Source organism: Burkholderia ambifaria AMMD (genome assembly GCF_000203915.1).
GTDB lineage: Bacteria > Pseudomonadota > Gammaproteobacteria > Burkholderiales > Burkholderiaceae > Burkholderia > Burkholderia ambifaria.
Window position 1 is genome coordinate 694,110 of sequence record NC_008390.1, and the last position, 24,972, is coordinate 719,081.

General features: G+C 69.1%; 17 protein-coding genes. 5 read left to right on the top strand and 12 right to left on the bottom strand.

All coding sequences use genetic code 11. The features are described 5' to 3' along the window. Window positions 1-127: 127 nt before the first annotated feature. The gene (ubiA, locus tag BAMB_RS03150; protein ID WP_011656015.1) at window positions 128-1,000 is read left to right on the top strand and encodes a 4-hydroxybenzoate octaprenyltransferase; all 873 of its coding nucleotides are present in this window, start codon (window positions 128-130) and stop codon (window positions 998-1,000) included. A 91-nt stretch (window positions 1,001-1,091) separates the two neighbouring features. On the opposite strand, the gene proC is transcribed toward ubiA, so the two are convergent. From proC to BAMB_RS03180, 6 genes are all read right to left on the bottom strand, one after another. Beyond that, window positions 1,092-1,904 carry a pyrroline-5-carboxylate reductase gene (proC, locus tag BAMB_RS03155; RefSeq protein WP_011656016.1) on the bottom strand — a complete coding sequence of 271 codons (813 nt, stop codon included), beginning with the start codon at window positions 1,902-1,904 and terminating at the stop codon, window positions 1,092-1,094. 50 nt (window positions 1,905-1,954) lie between these two features. Continuing rightward, the gene (locus BAMB_RS03160; RefSeq protein WP_006754454.1) at window positions 1,955-2,653 is read right to left on the bottom strand and encodes a YggS family pyridoxal phosphate-dependent enzyme; all 699 of its coding nucleotides are present in this window, start codon (window positions 2,651-2,653) and stop codon (window positions 1,955-1,957) included. 134 nt (window positions 2,654-2,787) lie between these two features. Then, on the bottom strand, window positions 2,788-4,014 hold the full coding sequence (gene glcF, locus BAMB_RS03165) for a glycolate oxidase subunit GlcF (protein ID WP_011656018.1): 1,227 nt from the start codon (window positions 4,012-4,014) through the stop codon (window positions 2,788-2,790). A gap of 234 nt (window positions 4,015-4,248) precedes the next feature. Beyond that, a complete protein-coding gene (gene glcE, locus BAMB_RS03170) occupies window positions 4,249-5,337 on the bottom strand; it encodes a glycolate oxidase subunit GlcE (protein ID WP_011656019.1) in 1,089 nt (362 codons plus the stop codon). 184 nt (window positions 5,338-5,521) lie between these two features. After that, entirely contained in the window at window positions 5,522-7,015 is a 1,494-nt protein-coding gene (locus tag BAMB_RS03175) for an FAD-linked oxidase C-terminal domain-containing protein (protein ID WP_011656020.1), read from the bottom strand. 37 nt (window positions 7,016-7,052) lie between these two features. Beyond that, on the bottom strand, window positions 7,053-8,462 hold the full coding sequence (locus BAMB_RS03180) for an FAD-binding oxidoreductase (protein WP_011656021.1): 1,410 nt from the start codon (window positions 8,460-8,462) through the stop codon (window positions 7,053-7,055). Window positions 8,463-8,602: 140 nt separating this feature from the next. On the opposite strand from BAMB_RS03180, the gene BAMB_RS03185 reads away from it, so the two are divergent. After that, the gene (locus BAMB_RS03185) at window positions 8,603-9,154 is read left to right on the top strand and encodes a cob(I)yrinic acid a,c-diamide adenosyltransferase (protein ID WP_011656022.1); all 552 of its coding nucleotides are present in this window, start codon (window positions 8,603-8,605) and stop codon (window positions 9,152-9,154) included. Between the two features lie 94 nt (window positions 9,155-9,248). Continuing rightward, entirely contained in the window at window positions 9,249-10,457 is a 1,209-nt protein-coding gene (gene hmpA / locus BAMB_RS03190; protein ID WP_011656023.1) for an NO-inducible flavohemoprotein, read from the top strand. Window positions 10,458-10,535: 78 nt separating this feature from the next. Here the strand turns inward: hmpA and BAMB_RS03195 are convergent, their stop codons facing one another. From BAMB_RS03195 to BAMB_RS03220, 6 genes are all read right to left on the bottom strand, one after another. Then, window positions 10,536-10,925: a type II toxin-antitoxin system VapC family toxin gene (locus tag BAMB_RS03195; RefSeq protein ID WP_011656024.1), complete on the bottom strand. Its 390-nt coding sequence runs from the start codon at window positions 10,923-10,925 to the stop codon at window positions 10,536-10,538. Continuing rightward, entirely contained in the window at window positions 10,922-11,191 is a 270-nt protein-coding gene (locus BAMB_RS03200; protein ID WP_011656025.1) for a type II toxin-antitoxin system Phd/YefM family antitoxin, read from the bottom strand. Before BAMB_RS03200 ends, BAMB_RS03195 begins: the two co-directional genes overlap by 4 nt. 123 nt (window positions 11,192-11,314) lie before the next feature. Then, window positions 11,315-12,388, bottom strand: a complete 1,074-nt coding sequence (gene aroG, locus BAMB_RS03205; RefSeq protein ID WP_006752725.1) for a 3-deoxy-7-phosphoheptulonate synthase AroG — start codon at window positions 12,386-12,388, stop codon at window positions 11,315-11,317. A gap of 445 nt (window positions 12,389-12,833) precedes the next feature. Beyond that, entirely contained in the window at window positions 12,834-14,300 is a 1,467-nt protein-coding gene (gene tldD, locus BAMB_RS03210) for a metalloprotease TldD (RefSeq protein ID WP_012363145.1), read from the bottom strand. A gap of 93 nt (window positions 14,301-14,393) precedes the next feature. Then, window positions 14,394-15,221: a carbon-nitrogen hydrolase family protein gene (locus tag BAMB_RS03215; protein ID WP_011656028.1), complete on the bottom strand. Its 828-nt coding sequence runs from the start codon at window positions 15,219-15,221 to the stop codon at window positions 14,394-14,396. 51 nt (window positions 15,222-15,272) lie between these two features. Then, window positions 15,273-19,469, bottom strand: a complete 4,197-nt coding sequence (locus BAMB_RS03220) for a YhdP family phospholipid transporter (protein WP_011656029.1) — start codon at window positions 19,467-19,469, stop codon at window positions 15,273-15,275. A 228-nt stretch (window positions 19,470-19,697) separates the two neighbouring features. Here BAMB_RS03220 and glnE point away from each other — a divergent pair, with 228 nt between their 5' ends. Further along, window positions 19,698-22,487: a bifunctional [glutamate--ammonia ligase]-adenylyl-L-tyrosine phosphorylase/[glutamate--ammonia-ligase] adenylyltransferase gene (glnE, locus tag BAMB_RS03225; RefSeq protein WP_041491090.1), complete on the top strand. Its 2,790-nt coding sequence runs from the start codon at window positions 19,698-19,700 to the stop codon at window positions 22,485-22,487. Window positions 22,488-22,641: 154 nt separating this feature from the next. Then, window positions 22,642-24,885 carry a PKD domain-containing protein gene (locus BAMB_RS03230; RefSeq protein ID WP_227739459.1) on the top strand — a complete coding sequence of 748 codons (2,244 nt, stop codon included), beginning with the start codon at window positions 22,642-22,644 and terminating at the stop codon, window positions 24,883-24,885. Window positions 24,886-24,972: the final 87 nt, after the last annotated feature.

Sequence of the window (24,972 nt, forward strand, 5' to 3'; positions counted from 1 at the left end):
CCGGCCCGCCTTCAGCGGGCCCCGGCGGCCGGCGCGCGGGTCGCGGCAGCCGTCGCGGGCCTGCCCGACATGACGTGACCCGCCGCTCGGCTCTAAAATGCCGGGGTTATCTTCCCGGTGCTTCGCCATGCTTGCCCGCTTTCCCCTGTATCTGCGGCTCGTCCGGATGGACAAGCCGATCGGCAGCCTGCTGCTGCTGTGGCCGACGCTCAACGCACTGTGGATCGCGTCGGACGGCCATCCGCGCTGGCCGCTGCTCGCGATCTTCGTGCTCGGCACGCTGCTGATGCGCTCGGCCGGCTGCGCGATGAACGACTATGCCGACCGCGATTTCGACCGTCACGTGAAGCGCACGGCCGACCGGCCGCTGACGTCCGGCAAGATCCGCGCATGGGAAGCCGTCGCGATCGCGGTGGTGCTGGCCTTCATCTCGTTCCTGCTGATCCAGCCGCTCAATACGCTGACGAAAGAGCTGTCGGTCGTCGCGCTGTTCGTCGCGGGCTCGTATCCGTTCATGAAGCGTTTCTTCGCGATTCCGCAGGCGTATCTCGGCATCGCGTTCGGCTTCGGCATCCCGATGGCGTTCGCGGCCGTGCAGGACACGGTGCCGATGCTCGCGTGGGTGATGCTGATCGCGAACATCTTCTGGTCGGTCGCGTACGACACCGAATACGCGATGGTCGACCGCGACGACGACATCAAGATCGGCATTCGCACGTCCGCGCTGACGTTCGGCCGCTTCGACGTCGCGGCCGTCATGCTCTGCTATGCGGCGACGCTCGGCATCTATGTGTGGATCGGCGTGACGCTCGGCTTCGGCCTCGCATATTGGGCCGGCTGGGCCGCGGCGGTCGGCTGCGCGCTGTATCACTACACGCTGATCAAGGACCGCGAGCGGATGCCGTGCTTCGCGGCGTTCCGGCACAACAACTGGCTCGGCGGCGTGCTGTTCGCGGGGATCGCCGCGCACTACCTGCTGGCGGGCACGGCAGGCAACTGAAGAGGCCGCGCCCGGCCGCGATGCCAACTAAAAAGCGGCCGAGGCCGCTTTTTTGTTGCCGGTGCCGGAAGCCCGGCGGAGCGTGCCGCGCTTACGCGCGGCCGAGCTCGTCACCCATTTCCTTCGCGCGTGCCTCGGCGGCCAGCGCGCCGCGCACGATCGCTTCCTTCACGCCCTGCGCGTCGAACGACGCGAGCGCGGCGGCCGTCGTGCCGCCCTTCGACGTCACGCGCTCGCGCAGCACGCTCGCCGGTTCGCCCGATTGCGCGGCGAGCTGCGCGGCACCCGCGAACGTCGCGACCGCGAGCGCGCGGCCCTGTTCGTCGTTCATGCCGAGGCGGCGCGCGGCTTCCTGCAGCGCTTCGATGAAATAGAACACATAGGCCGGGCCGCTGCCCGAGATCGCGGTGACGGCATCGAGCTGCGCTTCGTCGTCGAACCAGACGATCTCGCCGACCGCGCCGAGCACGTTCGACGCGAGCTCGCGACCGGCCGCGTCGACGCCCGGCAGCGCGGCGAGGCCCGTCACGCCCATGCCGACCAGCGCGGGCGTGTTCGGCATCGTGCGCACGACGCGCGCGTAGTCGCCGAGCCAGCGGGCGAGGTCGGTGCCGCGGATGCCGGCCGCGATGCTGATCACGAGCTGCGACGTCAGATGTGGGGCGAGCGCCTGCGCGACGTCCTTCAGTACCTGCGGTTTCACCGCCAGCACGATCGCGTCGTAGCCGGCGAGCGTCGCGTCGATGGCCGCGCCGGTGCGGATGCCGAATTGCTGCGCGGCGCGCGCGCGGACGTCCTCGTTGACGTCGATGGCATACAGGCCGTCAGCGGCGACGCCGCGCTTGATCAGGCCGCCGATCAGGGCCGCGGCCATGTTGCCGCCGCCGATGAATGCGATTTTCATGATGTCGATTGAGCAGGAGAGTGAACGGAAAGGCGGAACAGGGGAGGCGCTCAGTGCGAATAGTCGCGTGCGCCGAACAGCGCGGTGCCGACGCGCACGATCGTCGCGCCTTCGAGCACCGCGGCCTCGAGATCGGCGGACATGCCCATCGACAACGTGTCGAGCGGCAGGCCGTCGGCGCGCAGCGTATCGAACAGCGCGCGCAGCGCACGATGCGGCGCGCGCTGCGCGTCGGTATCGCCGGCCGGTTCGGGAATCGCCATCAGGCCGCGCAGGCGCAGCGTCGGCAGCGCGGCGACCGCGCGCGCGACCTCGGCCACGTCGGCCGGCGCGACGCCGCTCTTGGACGCCTCGCCGCTGATGTTCACCTGCACGCACACGTTGAGCGGCGGCAGGTGCGCGGGGCGCTGTTCGGCGAGGCGCTGCGCGATCTTCAGCCGGTCGACCGAATGGACCCAGTCGAACCGTTCGGCCACCGGGCGCGTCTTGTTCGATTGCAGCGGCCCGATGAAATGCCATTCGAGCCCGGTGCGCAGATCCGCGAGCGCGTCGATCTTGTCGATCGATTCCTGCACGTAGTTTTCGCCGAACGCGCGTTGTCCGGCCGCATGCGCGGCGCGCACGTCGTCGGCGGGAAACGTCTTCGACACGGCGAGCAGCGAGACGGTGGCGGGATCGCGGCCGGCCGCGCGGGCGGCGTCGGCGATGCGGCGGTGAACGGAGTCGAGACGGGCGGCGAAATCGGACATGACGGGCACGGAAGCAGGCACGAGAAGCGGATACCACGGCGGATACGGCGACGGATGCGGCACGGCACGCGCCGCATCGATGCGCCCATTATACGGACGCGATGCCATGCGCGACCGGCCGGGCCGGCGCCGCGCTAGCCGTACAGCAGATGCTCGACGAGTTGGATCCAGTGCGCGACCGGAATCTGCGTGCCGCTCTGCAGGTGCGCGATGCAGCCGACGTTGCCGGACACGATCATCTGCGGCTCGAGTGCCTGCAGCTTCAGCAGCTTCTGCTTGCGCAGCCGGTACGACAGCGACGGCTGCGTCAGCGAATAGGTGCCGGCCGACCCGCAGCACAGGTGGCTGTCGGCCGGCAGCCGCACCTCGATGCCGAGCGTCTCGAGCAGGCGCTCGACCTTGCCGCGCGACTGCTGGCCGTGCTGCAGCGTGCACGGCGGGTGGTACGCGACGGTATGGATCGCGCGGCGTCGCGCGAGCGTCGCGATCTCGGCCTCGAACGCGAGCAGCACGTCGGAGATGTCGCGCGTCAGCGCGACGATGCGCTGCGCTCTTTCCGCATAGGCCGGATCGTCACGCAGCAGGTGCGCATATTCGAGCACCGTCGCGCCGCAGCCCGATGCGTTCATGACGATCGCTTCGGCACCTTGCTCGATATACGGCCACCACGCGTCGATGTTGCGGCGTGCGTCGGCGAGCGCTTCGTCGTGATAGTTCAGGTGCAGGCGGATCGCGCCGCAGCAGCCCGCGTCGGGCGCGACGATCGTCTCGACGCCGAGTGCGTCGAGTACGCGCGCGGTCGCGATGTTGATGTTCGGCAGCATCGACGGCTGCACGCAGCCGCCGAGCATCAGCATCTTGCGCGGATGCGTGCGCTGCGGCCATTCGAGCAGCCGCTGGCGCGGCGGTACCTTGTCGCGCAGCCGTTTCGGCAACAGCGGCCGCACGTGCTGGCCGAGCCGCATGACCGGCGAGAACAGCGCCGCGTTCGGCACGAGGCTCGCGAGCACGCGGCGCAGGATTCGCTGCTGCACCGGGCGCTGCACCTGCGCCTCGACGTGCTTGCGGCCGATCTCGACGAGCCGGCCGTACTGAACCCCCGACGGGCAGGTAGTCTCGCAGCTGCGGCACGTGAGGCAGCGATCGAGGTGCTGTTGCGTGCTGCGCGTGACGGGCGCGCCTTCGACCATCTGCTTGATCAGGTAGATGCGCCCGCGCGGGCCGTCGAGTTCGTCGCCGAGCAACTGGTAGGTCGGGCACGTCGCGGTGCAGAAGCCGCAATGCACGCACTTGCGCAGGATCGCGTCGGCCTCGTCGCCGTCGGGCGTGTTGCGGATGAAATCGGCGAGGTTGGTTTGCATTTAGGGTCCGTTTACCTATGGAACGCGCATGCGTTGCCGTTCTCGCGGCAACCCCTAATTAAAAAATTCATTCCACGGGAATGCCCGAAATCGCCCGTATGGCGGCGTCGGTCGCCACTTGTTTGGCTCGGCCAAACGGCGCTCCTCACTTCTTGCCATACGCCCCGAAGGAAGTCCCCTTGGGGGACGAGCGATTTCGGGCATTCGCATGTGCGTTCCATAGGTAAACAGACCCTAAAGCTCGGGGTAGAGCCGCCCGCGGTTGAAGATGCGTGCGGGATCGAACGCAGCCTTCAGCCCGCGGTGAATCTTCATCAGCGGCGCGGGCAGCGGCGTGAACACGCCCGCGCTGCGGTCGTACGAGTCACCCGCGCGGAACAGCGTCGCATGGCCGCCGGCCTGCTTCGCGCTCATGCGCACCGTCTGCGCATCGGCGTCGGTGATCCACCAGCGCTGCGCGCCGCCCCATTCCATCAGCTGGGTGCCGGGCAGGTGCATCGGCTCGGTGATCGACGGCAGCGCGAGGCGCCATAGCGCATAGCCGGGCGGGATGCCGTTGAAGAACGGATCGGCATGCTCGCGCAGGCCGGCCCAGAAGCGCTCGGCCTCGACCGCGTCGACGACTTCGCCGCCGAGCAGCGTCTTCGCCGATTTCACGGCGGCCTCGGCGCCCGACAGCCGCAGCACCAGCGTGCCGTTGCGCCACGCGCTCGCGCTGACGGGCAGCGGATGGCCGCCCCATTCGTTGAGCTTGCGCACCGCGTCGGTCGCGGTCATCTCGAACTTCAGCGTGACTTCGGCGACCGGCACCGGCAGCACCTTGATCGACAGCTCGAGCATCAGCCCCAGCGTGCCGAGCGAGCCGGCCATCAGCCGCGACACGTCGTAGCCGGCGACGTTCTTCACGACCTGCCCGCCGAAGCGCAGCAGCTCGCCGCGCCCGTTCATCAGCGTGACGCCGAGCACGAAATCGCGCGGCGCGCCGCAGGTCGCGCGGCGCGGGCCCGCGAGGCCGGCCGCGATACAGCCGCCGACGGTAGCCGTGCGGCCGAAGTGCGGCGGCTCGAACGGCAGCATCTGACCGCACTCGGTGAGGGCGGTTTCAAGCTGCGCGAGCGGCGTGCCCGCGCGGACCGTGACGACGAGTTCGGCCGGGTCGTACGACACGATGCCCTGCAACGCGCGCGTGTCGAGTATTTCGCCGTCCAGCGCGTGGCCGTACCAGTCCTTGGTGCCGCCGCCGCGAATCCGCAGCGGCCGGCCGTCGGCACTGGCGGCGCGGATGCGCTCGGCCCATCCGGCGACGATGTCGTCCTCTTCCATGTTCTATTGCCGTCTCGTCTTGTTGTCCGGTCGATTGTACCGGGGTGGCGCGAATCCACATCGCGACTATCCCTAAGCCCCGTATCACGAACGCAGGCAGGCCAGCTGCGCGGATGGCCGGCGCGCGGGCAGGGCGGCACGTCGCGGCCCGCGCGTCGGCACGGGCTGCGCCGCCGCGCGGCGCTCAGAAGCGCGGCAGGTCGGGGTGCGGCAGCAGCCCCCCGCGCACGTGCTGGCGACCGTATTCCGCGCAGCGCGCGCGGGTCGGAATGCCCTTGTCGGGATTGAGCAGCCCGGCCGGATCGAACGCGCGCTTGACCGCGAAGAACGCGTCGCGCTCCTGCGGCGAGAACTGAACGCACATCGAATTGAGCTTTTCGATGCCGACGCCGTGCTCGCCCGTCACGCTGCCGCCGAATTCCACGCAGCATTCGAGGATTTCCGCGCCGAACTGCTCGGCGCGGTGCAGCTCGTCCGGATCGTTCGCGTTGTAGAGGATCAGCGGATGCATGTTGCCGTCGCCGGCATGGAACACGTTGATGCAACGCAATCCGTATTGCGTCTCGAGCTGCTCGATGCGCGCGAGCAGCGGGCCGATCGCGCGGCGCGGCACGGTGCCGTCCATGCAGTAATAATCGGGGGAAATGCGTCCGGCGGCCGGAAATGCGTTCTTGCGGCCCGACCAGTAGCGCAGCCGCTCGCTTTCGTTGCGCGACACCTGGATGCGCGTCGCGCCATGCTCGCGCAGCACGGCCGTCATGCGCACGACTTCCTCCGCGACTTCCTCCGGCGTGCCGTCCGATTCGCACAGCAGGATCGCCTTCGCGTCGAGGTCGTAGCCCGCGTGCGTGAACGCCTCGACGGCCTGGGTGGCCGGCTTGTCCATCATCTCGAGCCCGGCCGGGATGATGCCCGATGCGATGATCGCGGCGACCGCCTCGCCGCCCTTCACGACATCGTCGAAGCTCGCCATCACGAGCTGCGCGGTCTGCGGTTTCGGGATCAGCTTCAACGTGACCTCGGTGACGATCGCGAACATCCCTTCGCTGCCGATCATCACCGCGAGCAGGTCGAGGCCCGGCGTGTCGAGGCCGAGCGAGCCGAATTCGACGATCTCGCCCTCGATCGTGACCGCGCGCACGCGCATCACGTTGTGCACGGTCAGCCCGTATTTCAGGCAGTGGACGCCGCCGGAATTTTCCGCGACGTTGCCGCCGATCGTGCACGCGATCTGCGACGAAGGATCGGGTGCGTAGTACAGCCCGTAAGGCGCGGCGGCTTCCGAAATCGCGAGGTTGCGCACGCCGGGCTGCACGGTGGCCGTGCGCGCGTACGGATCGACCTCGACGATGCGCGTGAAGCGCGCGAGCGACAGCACGACGCCGTTGCCGATCGGCAGCGCGCCGCCCGACAGGCTCGTGCCCGCGCCGCGCGGCACGATCGGCACTTCCATGCGGCGGCAGATCTGCACGATCCGCTGCACCTGCGATTCGGTTTCAGGCAGCGCGACCGCGAGGGGCAGCCGCCGGTACGCGGACAGGCCGTCGCATTCGTACGGCGCGGTGTCTTCGTCGCGGAACAGCAGGCAGTGCGTGGGCAGCACGGCCATCAGCGCCTGCACGACTTCGCGCTGGCGCTGCGCGCGGGTCGCGCTCGACAGTTCGACGGAAGCGTTCATTGGGTCTCCTGCGGCCGCGCGGCGGCGCGCCGCCGTGTCAGCACGTGAAGATCTTGCCGGGATTCATCAGGTTGCGCGGATCGAGCGCGAGCTTGATCGCGCGCATCGCGTCGATCGCGTTGTCGCCGTGCTCCTTCGGCAGGAAGCGCATCTTGTGCAGCCCGACGCCGTGTTCGCCGGTGCAGGTGCCGCCGAGGCGCAGCGCGCGTTCGACGATCCGGTCGTTGATGCGCTCGGCTTCGTCGATTTCCTCGGGCTTGTCGGGATCGATCAGGATCGCGACGTGGAAATTGCCGTCGCCGACGTGTCCGACGATCGGGCAGGGCAGCGACGACGCACGCAGGTCGACTTCGGTTTCCTCGACGCACGCGGCGAGCTGCGAGATCGGCACGCATACGTCGGTCGTCACCGCGCGGCAGCCGGGTTTCAACTGCAGCATCGCGAAGTACGCGTTGTGGCGCGCGGACCAGAGGCGCGTGCGGTCCTCGGGGCGCGTAGCCCATTCGAAGCCCTGGCCGTTGTTCTGGCCCGCGAGCGCCTGCACGAGCTCGGCCTGTTCCTTCACGCCGGCTTCGGTGCCGTGGAATTCGAAGAACAGCGTCGGCGCCTCGGCGAGCGTCAGGTTCGAGTGGCGGTTGATCGAGCGCACCGCGAGCGCATCGACGAATTCGACGCGCGCGATCGGCACGCCGATCTGGATCGTCTCGATCACGGTGCGCACCGCGTCGCCCATCGACGGGAACGTGCAGATCGCGGCCGACACGGCTTCGGGCAGCGGATGCAGGCGCAGCGTGATCTCGGTGATCACGCCGAGCGTGCCTTCGGAGCCGACGAACAGGCGCGTGAGGTCGTAGCCCGCCGACGACTTGCGCGCGCGCGAGCCCGTCTTCACGACGCGGCCGTCGGCGAGCACGGCACTCAGGCCGAGCACGTTCTCGCGCATCGTCCCGTAGCGCACGGCGTTGGTGCCGGACGCGCGGGTCGCGGTCATCCCGCCGATGCTGGCGTCGGCGCCCGGATCGATCGGGAAGAACAGGCCGGTGTCGCGCAGCGCTTCGTTGAGCGCCTTGCGCGTGATGCCCGGTTCGACCGTGACCGTCAGGTCTTCCGCGTTGATCGACAGCACGCGGTTCATTTCCGACAGGTCGAGCGATACGCCGCCGCGCACGGCAAGCAGGTGGCCTTCGAGCGACGAGCCGGCGCCGTACGGAATCAGCGGCACGCTGTAGAGCGCGCACAGCGACACGACTTCGCGGACTTCATCCGCGCGGCGGGCGAACACGACGACGTCGGGGAGTTGCGGATCGAACGGCGATTCGTCGCGGCCGTGATGGGCGCGGACGGCGTCGGCGGTCGACACGCGCTCGCCGAAGGCGGCGCGCAGCGCATCGAGCATCGCGGGCGGGAGGGGGCGGCGCGTGGCGGCCGGCGTGTCGGGGTGATTCACTCGTGTCTCCTGACGGCTGCTTGTCGAACTTTCGGTTCATTCTACGCTGCAACGTCCGCTGCGGCCCTCGCCGCGGGCTGCGATAATCGCGTACCAACCCCACCTGGCCGCGCTGCGGCCGCGCACGAGAGGACATTCGCATGGGCCACCGCTTGAGCAAGATCGCCACGCGCACGGGTGACGACGGCACCACCGGCCTCGGCGACGGCCGCCGCATCGGCAAGGACGACGTGCGCATCGCCGCGATCGGCGACGTCGACGAGCTGAACTCGGCGCTCGGTGTGTTGCTCGCCGAGCCGCTTCCGGACGACGTCCGCACCGCGCTCGTCACGATCCAGCACGACCTGTTCGATCTGGGCGGCGAGCTGTGCATCCCCGGCCATGGGGTGCTCGACGACACGCATCTCGCGCGCCTCGACCGGTGGCTCGCCGACTACAACGCGACGCTGCCGCCGCTGAAGGAGTTCATCCTGCCGGCCGGCTCGCGCGCGGCGTCGCTGGCGCACGTGTGCCGCACTGTGTGCCGCCGTGCAGAGCGCTCGATCGTCGCGCTCGGGCGCACCGACACGCTCAATGATGCGCCGCGGCGTTACGTGAACCGGCTGTCGGATCTGCTGTTCGTGCTGGCGCGCGTGCTGAACCGCGCGGACGGCGGCTCGGATGTGCTGTGGGAGCGCGGGCGCGTGCGCTGACGCGCGGCATCGATTTCCGCACTGCGACAATTTGTCCGAGGGGCGCTTTAATTTTAAAGATGTATCGTATGTGCATGTTTAACGGAGAACGCACATGACCCACATCACCGCTGACCAGATGGCCCGTGTGAAGGCCACCGCCCCTGTCCTTGCCGAGCACGGCGCGACGATCACGAAGCACTTCTATCAGCGCATGTTCGCGCGTCATCCGGAACTGAAGAACCTGTTCAACCAGACGCACCAGAAGACCGGCAGCCAGCCGGAAACGCTCGCGAAGGCGGTCTACGCGTATGCCGCGAACATCGACAATCTCGGTGCGCTGGGCGGCGCGGTGTCGCGCATCTCGCACAAGCACGCGAGCCTCAATATCCGTCCGGAGCATTACCCGATCGTCGGCGAGAACCTGCTCGCGTCGATCGTCGAAGTGCTCGGCGACGCGGTCGACGCGGAAACGCTCGAAGCCTGGCGCGTCGCGTACGGCCAGCTCGCGCAGATCATGATCGGCGCCGAGGCCGACCTGTACGCGAACGCCGCATGGAGCGGCTTCCGCCCGTTCAAGGTCGCCCGCAAGGTGCGCGAAAGCGACGAGATCACGTCGTTCTACCTGACCCCCGCCGACGGCGGCGACGCGCCGAAGTTCGAGCCGGGCCAGTACATCTCGGTGAAGCGCTTCGTCGGCGAGCTGGGTGTCGACCAGCCGCGCCAGTACAGCCTGTCCGATGCGCCGCACGGCAAGTGGCTGCGCATTTCGGTGAAGCGCGAGGCGGGCAGGGCGGAAGCGATCCCGGCCGGCAAGGTGTCGACGCTGATGCACGATGGCGTGGAAGAGGGCGCGATCGTCGAAGTGACCGCGCCGATGGGCGACTTCTCGCTGAAGCGCGATGTCGAGACGCCGGTCGTGCTGATCTCGGGCGGTGTCGGCATCACGCCGATGATGTCGATGGCGTCGACGCTGATCGCCGAAGGCAGCAAGCGCGAAGTGCAGTTCGTCCACGCGTGCCGTTCGGGCGCGGTGCACGCGTTCCGCGACTGGCTGAACGACGCGGCGCGCGAGCACGCGAACGTGAAGCGCACGGTGCTGTACGAGCTGGTCGGCCCGAACGACCGTGCCGGTGTCGATCACGACCTCGAAGGGCGCCTGACGCCGGAGCGCGTGAAGCAGCATGCGCTGGTGCCGGATGCCGACTACTACATCTGCGGCCCGATCGCGTTCATGAAGGCGCAACGCGATGCGCTCGTCGCGCTGGGCGTCGCGCCGGAGCGTGTGAACACCGAGATCTTCGGCTCGGGTGCGCTCGAGTGATGCGCGAACGGACGGTCTCAGGCCAGTAAAAAAGCCCGGCGCGAGCCGGGCTTCGATTTTGTCGCGTGCATGACGATGTCAGGCACGCAGCATCAGCGTGGAGTGGTAGCGCCACACCTTCGGATCGGCGCTGACGAGCGGCATGCCTTCATGGAGTGCCTGCGCGATCATCACGCGGTCGAACGGATCGGCATGGTCCGGAAAATCCGGCAGCGCGGCGACTGCCTCGGCGTGATCGCTGCTGATCGGCAGCTCCGCAAAACCTGCAAGCCGAAATGCCGAACGCGCATCTCTCGGATGGACGGGCAGATTGCCTTTGCGATATTTGATCGCGATTTCCCAAATCGACGCGGCGCTGACGTACAGCGTGTTTTGGGGATGTTCGATCAATGCGGCCGCGGTTGCCGAAAGTTGCGGCGCGCCTTCAGCCGCCCAGAGCGCGATGTGCGTATCGAGCAGCAGCTTCACGGTGCAAGCCCTTGATCCGAGCTGGCATCGAAGTCGGCAGCGATCGATTCATCGCCGGCATTGAATGCCTCGACGGTTGTCGGGATGTTCAGCCCGGCAAGCAACTGACGGGCGGCGCCGATCCGCTTCGGCGCCGCGTAAGGAACGATTCGGGCAACGGGATGGCCATTGCGGGCGATCACGACTTCGGACTCGCGCCCCAATTCAATCGCTTCGACGAGGCTTGAGAGCCGCGACTTGGCATCGTGCATGTTGACGGTCGGCATGGCCGCCCCCTGGTTAGCTAGATGATATTAGCTAGTTTAACAGGGTGAATTGACGGCCGCAGGCTGACCGCATGGCCAAGCCGCCGGCAGGCGGGCCATGGCGGTTCAACCAGTTCACGTCCGTCAGTTCCCGCTGCCGCGCGCGACGCGGCGTGCCTTCACCGATTCCGCGAGGCCTTCGAGCACCTTCACGCTGTCGTCCCACGCGATGCACGCATCGGTGATGCTCTGGCCGTAGGTCAGCGGGCAGCCTTCCTTCAGGTCCTGACGCCCTTCGACGAGGTGCGACTCGATCATCACGCCAACGATGCGCTCGTCGCCGGCCGCGACCTGGCGGCCGATGTCCGCGCACACGGGAATCTGGTTCTCGTGCTTCTTCGAGCTGTTCGCGTGGCTCGCGTCGATCATCAGGCGCGCGGCGAGGCCGGCCTTGCCGATGTCCGCGCATGCGGCGTTCACGCTGTCCGCGTCGTAGTTCGGCGTCTTGCCGCCGCGCAGGATCACGTGGCAGTCCTCGTTGCCGGCCGTCGACACGATCGCCGAGTGGCCGCCCTTGGTCACCGACAGGAAATGATGCGGCTGCGACGCGGCCTTGATCGCATCGACCGCGATCTTCACGTTGCCGTCGGTGCCGTTCTTGAAGCCGACCGGGCACGACAGCCCCGACGCCAGCTCGCGGTGCACCTGCGACTCGGTCGTGCGCGCGCCGATCGCGCCCCACGAGATCAGGTCGGCGATGTACTGCGGGCTGATCATGTCGAGGTATTCGGTCGCGGCCGGCAGCCCCATCTCGTTGATCTGCAGCAGCAGTTCACGCGCGGTGCGCAGTCCTTCGTTGATCTTGAAGCTGTTGTCCAGGTGCGGATCGTTGATGAGCCCCTTCCAGCCGACCGTCGTGCGCGGCTTCTCGAAGTACACGCGCATCACGATTTCCAGCTCGCCCTTGAAGCGCTCGCGCTCCTTCACGAGCCGCCCCGCGTACTCGATCGCCGCCTTCGTATCGTGGATCGAGCACGGCCCGATCACGACGATCAGCCGGTCGTCCATCCCGTGCAGGATGCGGTGCATCGACTGGCGCGAGTGGTAGATCAGCTCGGACGCGGCCTCGGAGCACGCGAATTCGCGGATCAGATGGGCGGGCGGCGTCAGTTCCTTGAGTTCGCGAATGCGGACGTCGTCGGTGTTGTGCGGGGGCATGCTGTTTTCTCCTGTGTCGACCGGCTCGAGTGCTTCGGCACTTGCTCCGGCCCCATGCAAAGCTGTTGAGGGCGCCGCCTAATGACTACGCGTGCGGCAAATTCATCGATTCAGGCAATTCAGTGGTGTCGATCGGGGCCGCGGGACCGCTGCGGCGGCGACCGGCTGGCGAAGGGCGAAAAAAAACCGCCGGGTTCGCCGGCGGTTTTTCGGGAATTTCGGTTGCGCTTCACGCGCCATCAACCCTCTCGATCCGCCAGCGGTCTGAGATGCCAAAAAAAGTAAAAATAAAACTTGGCGGACATGACGGAGATTCGGTTCGTCAAAAAAGTTGATTCGGAATTTATACCGTGTCGCCGTGCGGCTGGCAAGCCGGGGCGTCAAAAAATGCGGACAATCCGCGCGTTTTTGTCAAAATGCACGGATTGTCTGCGTCGCGATGCGGTTATGCCGTACCGCCAACCGTCATCTTGTCGATCCGCAGGGTCGGCTGGCCGACGCCGACCGGCACGCTCTGGCCTTCCTTGCCGCACACGCCGACGCCCGAGTCGAGCGACATGTCGTTGCCGATCATGCTCACGTACTTCAGCGATTCCGGGCCGCTGCCGATCAGCGTCGCGCCCTTCACCGGGTAGGTGACCTTGCCGTTTTCGATCATGTACGCCTCGGACGCCGAGAACACGAACTTGCCGTTCGTGATGTCGACCTGGCCGCCGCCGAAGTTCACCGCGTACAGGCCGTTCTTCACCGACGCGATGATTTCCTGCGGATCCTTGTCGCCGTTGAGCATGTACGTGTTGGTCATGCGCGGCATCGGCAGCGCCGCGTACGATTCGCGCCGCGCGTTGCCGGTGACGGGCATCTTCATCAGGCGCGCGTTCAGCGTGTCCTGGATGTAGCCCTTCAGGATGCCGTCCTCGATCAGCGTCGTGCACTGCGTCGGGTTGCCTTCGTCGTCGATGTTCAGCGAGCCGCGGCGGTTCGGCAGCGTGCCGTCGTCGACCACCGTCACGCCCTTCGCGGCGACCTGCTCGCCGATGCGGCCGGCGAACGCCGACGAGCCCTTGCGGTTGAAGTCGCCCTCGAGACCGTGGCCGATCGCCTCGTGCAGCAGCACGCCCGGCCAGCCCGGCCCGAGCACGACCGTCATCGCGCCGGCCGGCGCGGGGCGGGCATCGAGGTTCACGAGTGCTGCATGCACGGCGTCGTCGACGTAGCGCGACAGCACGTCGTCGGTGAAGTACGCGTAGTCGAAGCGGCCGCCGCCGCCGCCGGAGCCGATCTCGCGGCGGCCGTTCTGCTCGGCGATCACCGTGACCGACACGCGCACGAGCGGGCGGATGTCGGCCGCGAGCGCGCCGTCGCTGCGCGCGACCAGCACGACATCGTATTCGCCGGCGAGGCCCGCCATCACCTGCGTGACGCGCGGGTCGCGCCCGCGCGCCATCTGCTCGATGCGCTCGAGCAGCTTGACCTTGGCGGTGGCGTCGAGCGATGCGAGCGGATCGGACGGCAGGTACAGGTCGCGGCCCGAGATGCCCGTGAGCGACGTCGCGGCCCGGATCTTCTGGCGGCCGCCGCCGGCCGCCGCGATCGCCTTGGTGGCCGCGGCCGCCTGCGCGATGGCTTCCGGCGACAGGTCGTCCGAGTAAGCGAACGCGGTGCGGTCGCCCGCGACCGCGCGCACGCCGACGCCCTGGTCGATGCTGAAGCTGCCCGACTTCACGATGCCTTCCTCGAGGCTCCACGCTTCGCTGCGGGTCGCCTGGAAGTACAGGTCCGCGTAGTCGACGCGATGCGTGAAGATGTCGGCGATCGTGCGCGTGAGCAGGCTCTCGTCGAGGCCGTACGGCGTGAGGAGGATGTCCTTCGCCAGCGCAAGATTGCGGATGCCGGGTTCGATGATGTTCATGCGGGTATCGAGGGTTCTCAAAAAGTTGTCGGGTGCGTTCTGGGCAGATGGGTTGGCCGGGCGGCGTTTCAAGCGCCGGGGCGGTTCAGCGGGTCAGGCCAGCACGCGATGTCGCCACGCGGGCAGGCTCTGGCGCACGTCGGCGATCCGCTGCGGATCGAGCGCGCCGGTCACGACGCTCGCGCCTTCGTCGCGGACCGCGACGATCTCGCCCCACGGGTCGATCAGCATGCTGTGGCCCCAGGTGCGCCGGCCGTTCTCGTGCTTGCCGCCCTGCGCGGCCGCGAGCACGTAGCACTGGTTCTCGACGGCCCGCGCGCGCAGCAGCATTTCCCAGTGCGCGCGACCCGTCGTATACGTAAACGCCGACGGCACGACGATCAGCGCGCAGTCGCCCATCCTGCGGTACAGCTCCGGAAAGCGCAGATCGTAACAGACCGACAGGCCGACCCGCCCGAACGGCGCATCGAACGTGACGACCGTCTCGCCCGCGCGGATCGTGCGCGCCTCGTCGAACGATTCGTCGCCTTTCTCGAAGTTGAACAGGTGGATCTTGTCGTAGCGGGCGGCCTCGTGGCCGCTCGGATCGAACACGAGCGTCGTGTTCAGCACGCGATCGGGTTCGGGCGCCTGCAGCGGCAGCGTGCCGCCGATCAGCCAGACGCCGTGACGCTGCGCGGCCCGCGCGAGAAACTGCTGGATCGGACCGTCGCGGTAGGTTTCGGCGAGCGCGAGCTTGTCGGTGTCGCGGTGGCCCATGAAGCAGAAATACTCGGGCAGCAGCACGAGCTGGGCGCCGTCGCCGGCCGCTTCCGCGATCAGGCGGCCGGCTTCGGCGAGATTGCGCGCGACGTCCGGCGTGCTCACCATCTGCAGCGCGGCGACCCGAAAGGGCGTGGCGGAACGGGTGTGATCGGTCATCGCTGGATCGATTGCGTCATAAATAGGGTGCGGCCCGGCACCCTGCGCGCGTCAATGGCTCGCCGCATCGGCCGGACCGTGATTCATCTTACCCTGATCGCCCCGCACCCGCTCGATGTGCGGATGCGCCCACGAGCCGGTGATCGCGTAGTCGATCGCGAACGCGTGTGACAGCGTCTCCGACAGCGCGTAGTTCGCGGCCAGCACGCCGACGCCGAGCAGCGGGTTGATGATCGCGGCCGCGATCGCCGCCGTGCCGGCGCCGATCTTCGGCGCGACGTGCGCGTGCAGGTCCTGCGTCTCGGCGCCGAGATCGACCGCGCCGCGCACCGTCACGTTCGCCGGCGCCGTCGTCATCGAGAAGTCGTCGGTGCGCGCGATCCCGTTCGAGATCCGGCTGGTGCCCGTGATCTTGTCGAACGGCAGCCCCTTGCCGACCACGTCGCGGAAATTCAGCGTCAGGAAGCGCGCGAGACTCTGCAGGCTCAGCACGCCGAGCAGTTTCGCGGCACCCGGATCGACCTTCAGGATCTGGCCGTGCTCGAGATCGACCGCGACCTGGCCGCCGAGCGACGGCAGATCGACCGCGGTCGGGCCGCCGCGCCAGCCGACCTTGCCGGTCACCGTGCCGTGGCCGTTCGCGACCGTGCGCGGCAGGCCGACGAGATCGAGCAGCGCGCCCGCGTTGCCGATGTCGAGCTTGAAGTCGAACACGCTGCGGCGTGGCGCATCGTTTTCGTCGACGCCGCGGGCCAGCGCACGGCGCGAGGTGCGCCAGTTGCCGGTCGCCGTCAGCTTCGCGGCCGGGTTCGCCAGCTCGAGCTTGTCGAGCTGCCACACCGGCGCGCCGTCCTCGTCGATGTTGCGCGCATTGACGACGAGCCGGCCGATGTCGTGATCGCGCGCGACGACCTGGTCGACGATCAGGTCGACCGACGGCATCGGCCGGTCGGTCGGCGTCGGCAGGTTCATCGCGCGGCCGACGAGGTCGTGCTGCGCGCTTTGCGGAATCACGAGCTTCGCGAGCCGCGCGTTCAGCACGCCCGCGCCGTTGTGGCCGCCGCCCTGCGCCCACGACAGGTAGCCCGAGACCTGATTCGACGCGATGTTCGCCTGCCACAGCTCGTCGACGTGCGACGCGCCGATGATCACGTTTTCCCAGTTGCGCTTGAGCAGCTTCAGCGTGCCGAAATGCAGCGCGAAGCGCTTCGGCGTGAAGCTCGCGACGTCGACGCGCGGCGCGGCCGGCTCCGGTGCGCGCGGGGTGTCGTGCTGCAGCGTGCGGGCCAGCGCGAGCCATGCGTCGGCGTCCAGTTCGTCGACGTCGACGGCGGCGCTCACGCCGTCCTGCGGCAGGTCGGGCATCCGGTGGATGCCCATCGCGCCGCGCACCGCGCGCAGCGGCTGGCCGCGCGTCGCGTCGAGCAGGTAGGTCGCGGACACGGGGCCGAGCGTCAGGTCGGCATGTTCGAGGCGCTTGCCGTCGGCCTCGGCGGCCGGCTGCAGCGTGAAGCGGAACGGCATCGGCGTGCCGGCCGGTTTCGCGAACGGCGCGGGGAAGTTCAGCGCGACGCCCGTCAGGTCGGAATGCGCGGTGACCTCCGGCAGGCGGCCCGGCGCGCCGCGCACGGCGACGTGGTACGGCGCGTCGCCGACCACGTGCTCGAGCAGCGCCGCGGCCGTGCCGTGCAGGTTCAGGCCGCGCGTGGCGTCGAGCGCGAGCTTGCCGTCGACGTTCACCGCGTACGGGCCATGCGACTGGAAGTTGCCGTTCGCGCGCACCGGGCCGCCGAGGAAGCGCCCCGACAGGTCGTGCAGCGACGCGCCGGCCTCGCTGAATCGCACGCTGCCGCGCAGCGCGGACAGCGGCGGCACGCCGTCGGTCGACAGCGTGTTGCCGCCGAACGCGAGGGCGCCTTCGACGTGCGTATGCGGATGCGGCACGCGCTGCGGAATCGTGATCTTGAGCGCGAGCGACGCGGGCCCCTGCGCATCGATCCGCTGGCCGATGTGCCCGCTCATCGTGCCGAGCGAGCTGTTGTCCGCGTAGTCAATCAGGTCCGCGAGCGGGCCTTGCGCATGGCCGTCGATGATGAGCGGAGACTTCGACGGGTTGCCGAGATCGTCGATCCGGCCGGCCACCTTGGTCAGCGCGACGCGCTTGTAGCGCGCGCGGGCGATGTCGAAGTGCAGCTTGTTCTGCGCGAGCTCGAACACGCCGTCGATCGCGTCGAGTGCCGGCCAGACGCTCGGCGTGCCGTTCGCGAGCTTGCGCGGCGGGTACGGCGTCGGCTCGAAGCGCCCGCCGGTGAACGGCGCGACGATATGGAACACGCCGGCATCCGGCTCGTGTGAGAACGGGAATTTCTCGAGCGGGCCGCGCGCGACGATCGACGCGCCCTTGGTCACCTGGCCGTCCTGCAGTGCATGGCCGAGATACGCGCGCAGGCGTTCGGACATCCCGGTCGGCAGGTAGCGCGGAATGCGCGCCACCGACGCGCGCGCGAAATCCGCGCGCAGGTCGAGCGAGCCGCGGCCGTGGCCGGGGTTCGTGTACGAGCCCGACACCGCGATTTCGGCATCCGGGTTCGAGACGAACAGGTCGGGCAACGTCACGTCGACGCGCGCGTGCTTGTCGCCCGGCGCCGGCGTGATCACCCATTTCGCGTTGCCGCGCAGCCGGTCGAAGGTCAGGCGCGGCCGGTCGAATTCGCCGGGCACCGTGACCGCGGCGTTGACCGTGTCGAAGTGCGCGCTGCCGCCGGTCTCGTTCGCATCGACGCGACCCCACAAATTCTCGACGCCCGGCCAGCCGGCGCGCGGGTGACCGCGCGGCGACAAGCCCGGCGGCGGCTCCTGCGCGGCGACGCTGATGCCCTGCAGATCACCGAGGAAGCGGTAGCGCACGATCGGCGCGGCGCCCATGCGCCGCTCTTCGTCGGCGAGCTCGGGCCGCGCCGGCTTCGCGCGCTCGACCTCGATGTGGTAGTTCGACACCATCCCGCGCGGGTCGAGCTTGATCAGCTCGTTGCGCAGGCGTGCCGGCAGCGGCAGCCCGCGGATGAACTCGCTGAGGATGCCGAGATCGACGCGGTCGCCGACGACGCTCAGCAGTTGCCCCTGGTCGGCGGCCGGTACGCGGTAGCGGGCGGTCAGCGTCGACAGCGCGAGCGAGCGCGCGAGCGGCGTGCCGTCCGGCAGCGGCGGCTGGCCGAGCTCCGCGTTGAAGCGCGTCAGGTGCAGCGTGTAGTCGCGGCCGGCGTTCAGCGCCATGTCCCAGCCGAACCCGACCGTCGGCACGTCGAGGCGCGGCTGGGTCGGCCGCACGCGCAGCACGACGTCGGCGCCTTGCAGGTCGCCGCCCGCGGAGCGCAGGTGGCCGTCCTCGAAGGTCGCCCAGATCGCATTGTCGATCCGGCCCGCATGGATCGTCAGCGGAATGTCGAGATAGCGGCCGAGGGTCTGCAGGTCGACCGGGCCGGTCGACAGGTACGCGTCGCCGGTCCAGTTCGTCGGCTTGCCGATCGGCTGGAGCGGCTTGTGCCGGAAGCGCGCGCGGAAATCGAGCGGGCCGAGCAGCAGCGTGCCGTTCGCGGGCGCCTGCAGCGCGGCCTTGTGCACGCGGCCGTGGTTGAGCACCGCGAGGCGAATGCCCGACAGCGCGAGTTCCGGTGCGTCGTGCTGCGCGTCGCGCCAGCGCAGCGTGCCGTTGCGCAGCACGATCGCTTCCTGCTTCAGCAGCCACGTGCTGAACGTGTCGTTGCCGCCATGGGTGGTCGCGACGCCGACGCCCGCGACGCTCAGCGAGCCGTCGGCCGCGCGCGCGACGACGAGGTCGGGGTGGTCGACGATCAGGCTCGACAGCGCGGGCGACAGCCGCAGCAGCGACATCCACGACAGCGCGGCCGTCGCGTGCGGGACCGACAGCGCGATCCGGCCGTCACGGCCGCGAATCGTCAGGTTGGTGACTTCGACGCCCGGCTGCATGCCGGACCAGTGGGGAGACAGTCTGCCGATCGACAGCTGCGCGTGGAGCTTGTCGGACACCGCGCGCTCGATGCGCGGGCGGAATTCGTCGATGCGCGGCAGCAGCACGTAGCGCAGCCCGAGGAACGAGGCGGACGCGACGAAGTAGGTGCCGATACCGACTGCCAGCGTCACCCTGAACACGCGACGCAGGACAGGATGATCGTGCTTCGGAGGTCCCGCTTCGGGCGCAGGTACGGCGGATTCCTGACGGTCGGACATGCGGCGGAAGGGCGGCGATATGGTAGTTTTGCAGACTGACGTTGAAATGTATCACAGGGGTTCGTGCCGGCGGCCGTTGGGGCAGCATGGCACGGGCTTTCCGGCGCGCGGTTTTCGCGGCGGCGCACCCGCGCCGCGATGCCGCGCCGAGTCCAAGGAGCCTGTCGGCAGCGGGGCGCGCATGCGTCGCCCCGCGGCGGCGGGCCTTACCGCCAGGCCCGCTTTTCGATGACCGACGCTTCCGCCCTGATCAGCCCATCCTACTCCCGCTATATCGCCCGCGCGGCCGCCGCGCGTCCCGCGCTGTCCGAGCGGATCGCCGCGTGGGCCGCCGCGCCGCTGTCCCGCGCGCAGCTCGACGCGCGCCTGAGCGAGCTGCTCGCGGCGCCGGCCGGCACGGCCGCGCCGAGCGACGAGCAGCTCAAGCGCGCGCTGCGGCAGTTGCGTGTCGAAGTGTTCGGCGCGGTCGCGGAGCGCGACCTGCGCGGCCTCGCGAGCGTCGCCGAGGTGACGGGCGCGATGACCCATCTGGCCGAAGCGGCCGTGCAGCGCTCGCTCGCGCTGCTGTCCGCCGAGCTCGAGGCGATGTACGGCGAGCCGCGCGGCGCCGACGGCCAGCGCGTCGTGCTCGGCGTCGTCGGGATGGGCAAGCTGGGCGGCCGCGAGCTGAACGTGTCGTCGGACATCGACCTGATCTTCGTCTACGAGGACGACGGCGAGACGGCCGGCGGCACGCGCTCGTCGCTGTCCACCCAGGAATACTTCACGCGGCTCGGCCGGCGCCTGATCGGCGTGCTGTCCGAGGTCACGGCCGACGGCTACGTGTTTCGCGTCGACATGCGGCTGCGCCCGAACGGCGATTCGGGGCCGCTCGTCTGCAGCCTCGGGATGCTCGAGGAATATTTCTACGTGCAGGGGCGCGAATGGGAGCGCTACGCGTGGATCAAGGGGCGGCTCGTGTCGGAAGGCGACAGCGACGCGGCGCGGCGGCTCGAGTCGCAGCTCGAATCGATCGTCAAGCCGTTCGTCTACCGCCGCTATCTCGACTTCGGCGTGATCGGCGCGATCCGTTCGCTGCACCAGCAGATTCGGCACGAAGCCGCGCGCCGCGCGTCGATGCGGCCCGACAAGGCCGACGACATCAAGCTCGGGCGCGGCGGGATCCGCGAGATCGAGTTCAGCGCGCAGGTGTTCCAGCTGATCCGCGGCGGCCAGGATGCGGGGTTCCGCGTGCGGCCGACGCTCGCGGTGCTGCGCCATGCGCAGGCGCGCGGGCTGATCGGCGAGGACGTGCGCGAGCGGCTGACCGACGCGTACAACTTCCTGCGCACGCTCGAGCACCGGCTGCAGTATCGCGACGACGCGCAGACGCATGCGATGCCGGTCGATCCGGACGAGCGCGCGGCGCTGGCCGCCTCGCTCGGCTTTGCGGACTACGCGGCGCTGATGACGGTGCTCGATGGCCACCGCACGTTCGTCGAGGCGCAGTTCGACCAGATTTTCGCGGACAAGGTGAGCGGCGGCCACTGCGCGGCCGGTGAGGACACGGCGGCCGCGTGGATCTGGAGCGGGGCGCTGGCCGACGACGGCGAGGACGACGCGCTGCTCGCGCGCCTCGACGGGCTGGGTTTCGCCGATCCGGCGGCCGTGCTCGCGCGGCTGCGCGCGATCTGGCAGTCGTCGCGCTACGCGGGCCTGCCGGAAAAGAGCCGGCAGCGCTTCGACAGCGTCGCGCAGCGCGCGCTCGAGGCCGCGCCGCGGATCGACGCCGCGCGCCGCGACGAAACCATCGTGCGGCTGTTCGACCTGCTCGAGACGGTCAGCCGGCGCGGCGTCTATCTCGCGCTCCTGACCGAGTACCCGGCCGCGCTCGACCGTGTGCTGTCCGTGCTCGGCGCGACGCGCTGGGGCGGCGGCTACCTGATCCGCCATCCGCAGCTGCTCGACGAACTGCTCGACGACGAAGCGATCGCGAGCCCGTTCGACTGGCCCGCGTTCAAGGATGCGCTGCGGGCGCGTCTCGCGGCGGCCGACGGCCCCGAGCAGCAGATGGACCTGTTGCGGCATGCGCAGCACGCGGAGGTGTTCCGCATCCTGCTGATCGACCTGGCGGGCCAGCTGTCGGTCGAGCACGTGAGCGATCGCCTGTCCGAGCTCGCCGACGCGGTGCTCGACGTGACGATCGAAGTGGTCTGGTCGCAGCTCGCGAAGCGCCATCGCGACGTGCCGAAGTTCGCGGTGATCGCGTACGGCAAGCTCGGCGGCAAGGAGCTCGGCTACGCATCGGATCTCGACCTGATCTTCCTGTACGACGATCCCGACGAGCGCTCGGCAGATGTCTACACGACATTTACGCGACGGCTGATTACCTGGCTCACGACCGCGACCGGCGCGGGCGCGCTGTTCGACATCGACCTGCGGCTGCGGCCGAACGGCGAGGCCGGGCTGCTCGTGACCGATCTCGACGCGTTCCGCCGCTACCAGCTGCGCGAGGGCGATGCGGCGAACACCGCGTGGGTGTGGGAGCACCAGGCGCTCACGCGCGCGCGCTACAGCGCGGGCGACACGCAGATCGGCATGGACTTCGAGGCGATCCGCCAGCAGGTGCTGACGACGCCGCGCGACGGCGACGTGCTCGCGAAGGAAATCGTCGACATGCGCGGCAAGGTGTTCGCGGGCCATCCGAACCAGACCGGGCTGTTCGACCTGAAGCACGATCGCGGCGGGATGGTCGACATCGAATTCATCGTCCAGTACTGGGTGCTGCTGCATGCGTCGAGCGATGCCGAGCTGATCCGCAACACCGGCAACATCGCGCTGCTGCGCGAGGTCGCGCGCTTCGGGCTGATGAGCGAGGACGAGGCCGAGCGTGTCGGCGCGGCGTACCGCAAGTACCGGAAGCTGCAGCACAAGCTGCGGCTCGACGGGATGGAGAAGGCGCGGGTCGATCCGGCCCTGGTGGCCGACGAGCGGGCGGCCGTGACGGCGCTGTGGACGCGGGTGTTCGGCGGCGTTTGACGGGCCTTCGGCCGTGGCGTGGGTTGCCCTGGAGGGGGCCGGTTTCGCCGCGTTGAGATTCGTTTGAGATTGTTTGAGCGGAAATGTCTGCATCGAAAGAATGCGGACTTTCCGTTCAACCGGCGCCGTGCGCCCTCAACGAGCTCGTCCCATCTTGAAACCGATTCGTGTTGTCTTTGCCACGACGGCGCTGTCCGCTGCCGTCGTCGGACTGTTCTCCGCTTCCGCCGGCGCCGCCGAGCCGGCATCCACATCACTCAAGAACCTGTCGCGCGGCGACGATCAGTGCCTGGCCTGGCAACCGGCCGACAACGCAGCGGTGTTCGCCGCGTGCGACGGCGGCGCCGCGCAGGACTGGACCTTCGAGCCGCGCGGCGGCTTTCAGCGCATCGTCAACACCGGCGCGAGCGCCGCGCGCGGCACCAGGATGTGCCTGCATTCGGCCGCGGGCGATACCGGCATGGGGCGTGTGGCGGTCGGCGTGTGCGGCGAAGGCGACCAGACGATGCGCGACTGGCGGGCGGATCGCGGCCTCGACGGCCAGGTGGTGTTCGGCAACCGGTACCGGATCAACACCGGCCGGACGGCCGAGGTGCTGGCCCCGCGCGACGGCGGCGCCGGCGTCGCGATGCAGAACGTGCGCGGCCAGCCGTCGTCGGTCTGGAGGTCGGCCGTGTCGATTGCGCCGTCGCAGCGCCCGCTGCTCGGCGACAAGTCCGTGCTGCTGATGGTGACGCACTTCAACGACTCGAAGCCTGCCGACAGCGAGGTCGTGCGCAAGGCGGTGTTCGGCGACGGCGATGACCATTCGTCGCTGCGGCGCTATCTCGAGGTCGCGTCGCGCGGCAAGCTGACGCTGCACGGGCAGACGCTGGGCGGCGTCAATCTCGGCGACCGGCCCGCCACGTGCGATTCGGGCGCGATCCGCACGGCCGCGCGCAACGCGGCGCTCGCGCGCGGCGTGAACCCGGACAAGTTCAACTACCTGTTCGTCGATCTGCCGAAAATGAGCAGTTGCAACTGGAGTGCTCTTGCCGCGACGCCGGGCAACTGGATTCTGTCGAACGCGAGCGGCCACGGCTACTGGATGTGGTCGCATGAGTTCGGTCACAACCTGGGCGCGAAGCATCCGGGTTCGCTCGTCGATTGCCCGACGCCGGGCGGCACGGTCGAGGTCGGCGGCGCGTGCCGCGTTGGCAAGGTCGATGATCCGTCGGACACGATGGGCGGCGGCGGTCGGCGTTTGTATCCGGCGAGCTATCAACTGTTCGCCGGCTGGCTGGGCGAGGCCGACGTGCCCGAGATCAACGGCAGCGGCACCTATCGGCTCGCGCCGCTGTGGGGCGATGCGCCGGGCGCGAAGGCGTACCGTATCGCGCGCGCCGACGGTTCGACGCTGTGGCTCGAGTTTCGCCAGCCGCTACGCGGCTTCGACGACTGGAAGGCGGACGATTCGTTCGTCAACGGCGTGATCGTGCGCACCGTCGCGCATGGCGGCAACGTGCTGACGAACACGCTGGTCGACGCGACGCCCGGCAGCGCGAACGGCATGAAGGACGCGCCGCTGATGCCGGGCCATGCGCTGCACGACACGTTGTCGGGCAAGATCGTCACCGTCAAGTCGGTCGGGCCGGACGGCGCCGTGGTCGAGGTGAAGAATGACGGCCTGCTGATGCCCGACGCGGTGGTCACCGGCCCGCAGCAGGCGGCCGCGGGCACTGCGGTCGTGCTCTCGGGCGCGTCGTCGGCCGGCGACGCATTGCGCTACAGCTGGGTGGTGCCGGTCGGCGTCGACGCGCAGCCGAACGGCGCGGAATTGCGTTTTGTCGCGCCGACGCTCGAACAGGATCGCGACTACGCGTTCGAGCTGACCGTGGCGAACGACAAGGGCTATACGTCGCAGGCGACCCACGTCGTCACGGTGAAGGCGCAGGAGATCGTCGCGCCGCCGCGCGCCACGATCAGCGGGCCGGCGTCGGTCGACGGCGGCGCAGCCGTCACGCTGTCCGGCGCGTCGTCGACGGGCAAGGGGTTGAAGTACGCGTGGACCGGGCCGGCCGGTGTGTCGATCACGCAGAACGGCGCGACCGCGACGTTCACCGCGCCGAAGGCGACCGACGAGCGCCGCTATGCGTTCAAGCTGGTGGTGACCGACGCACTGGGCCGCAAGGCCGACGCGACCCACGACGTGACCGTGCGTGCGTCCGCGGGCGAGGGCGCGGCTGCGTGGGATCCGAAGAAGACCTACGCGACACCGTGCCACGAGGTCAGCCATGCCGGCAAGACCTGGCTCAACGGCTGGTGGGTGCTTGGCGATGTGCCGGGCACGGGCGGCGAGTGGGGCGCATGGCGCGAGAAGGGCGTCGCGAACATGCACGCGATGTGCAAGAGCACGTAAGCGCAGCCGCGATGCGCCAGCGCGGGTGACCGCGCTGGCGCGAGTTGCGGCGCTGCGGAGCGATATGTTGCCGCGTTCCGGTTCCGG

Coding starts and splice junctions, on each gene's coding strand:
- ubiA (WP_011656015.1), top strand. CDS start 128: ATGCTTGCCCGCTTTCCCCTGTATCTGCGGCTCGTCCGGATGGACAAG.
- proC (WP_011656016.1), bottom strand. CDS start 1,904: ATGAAAATCGCATTCATCGGCGGCGGCAACATGGCCGCGGCCCTGATC.
- BAMB_RS03160 (WP_006754454.1), bottom strand. CDS start 2,653: ATGTCCGATTTCGCCGCCCGTCTCGACTCCGTTCACCGCCGCATCGCC.
- glcF (WP_011656018.1), bottom strand. CDS start 4,014: ATGCAAACCAACCTCGCCGATTTCATCCGCAACACGCCCGACGGCGAC.
- glcE (WP_011656019.1), bottom strand. CDS start 5,337: ATGGAAGAGGACGACATCGTCGCCGGATGGGCCGAGCGCATCCGCGCC.
- BAMB_RS03175 (WP_011656020.1), bottom strand. CDS start 7,015: ATGAACGCTTCCGTCGAACTGTCGAGCGCGACCCGCGCGCAGCGCCAG.
- BAMB_RS03185 (WP_011656022.1), top strand. CDS start 8,603: ATGGGCCACCGCTTGAGCAAGATCGCCACGCGCACGGGTGACGACGGC.
- hmpA (WP_011656023.1), top strand. CDS start 9,249: ATGACCCACATCACCGCTGACCAGATGGCCCGTGTGAAGGCCACCGCC.
- BAMB_RS03200 (WP_011656025.1), bottom strand. CDS start 11,191: ATGCCGACCGTCAACATGCACGATGCCAAGTCGCGGCTCTCAAGCCTC.
- aroG (WP_006752725.1), bottom strand. CDS start 12,388: ATGCCCCCGCACAACACCGACGACGTCCGCATTCGCGAACTCAAGGAA.
- tldD (WP_012363145.1), bottom strand. CDS start 14,300: ATGAACATCATCGAACCCGGCATCCGCAATCTTGCGCTGGCGAAGGAC.
- BAMB_RS03215 (WP_011656028.1), bottom strand. CDS start 15,221: ATGACCGATCACACCCGTTCCGCCACGCCCTTTCGGGTCGCCGCGCTG.
- BAMB_RS03220 (WP_011656029.1), bottom strand. CDS start 19,469: ATGTCCGACCGTCAGGAATCCGCCGTACCTGCGCCCGAAGCGGGACCT.
- glnE (WP_041491090.1), top strand. CDS start 19,698: ATGACCGACGCTTCCGCCCTGATCAGCCCATCCTACTCCCGCTATATC.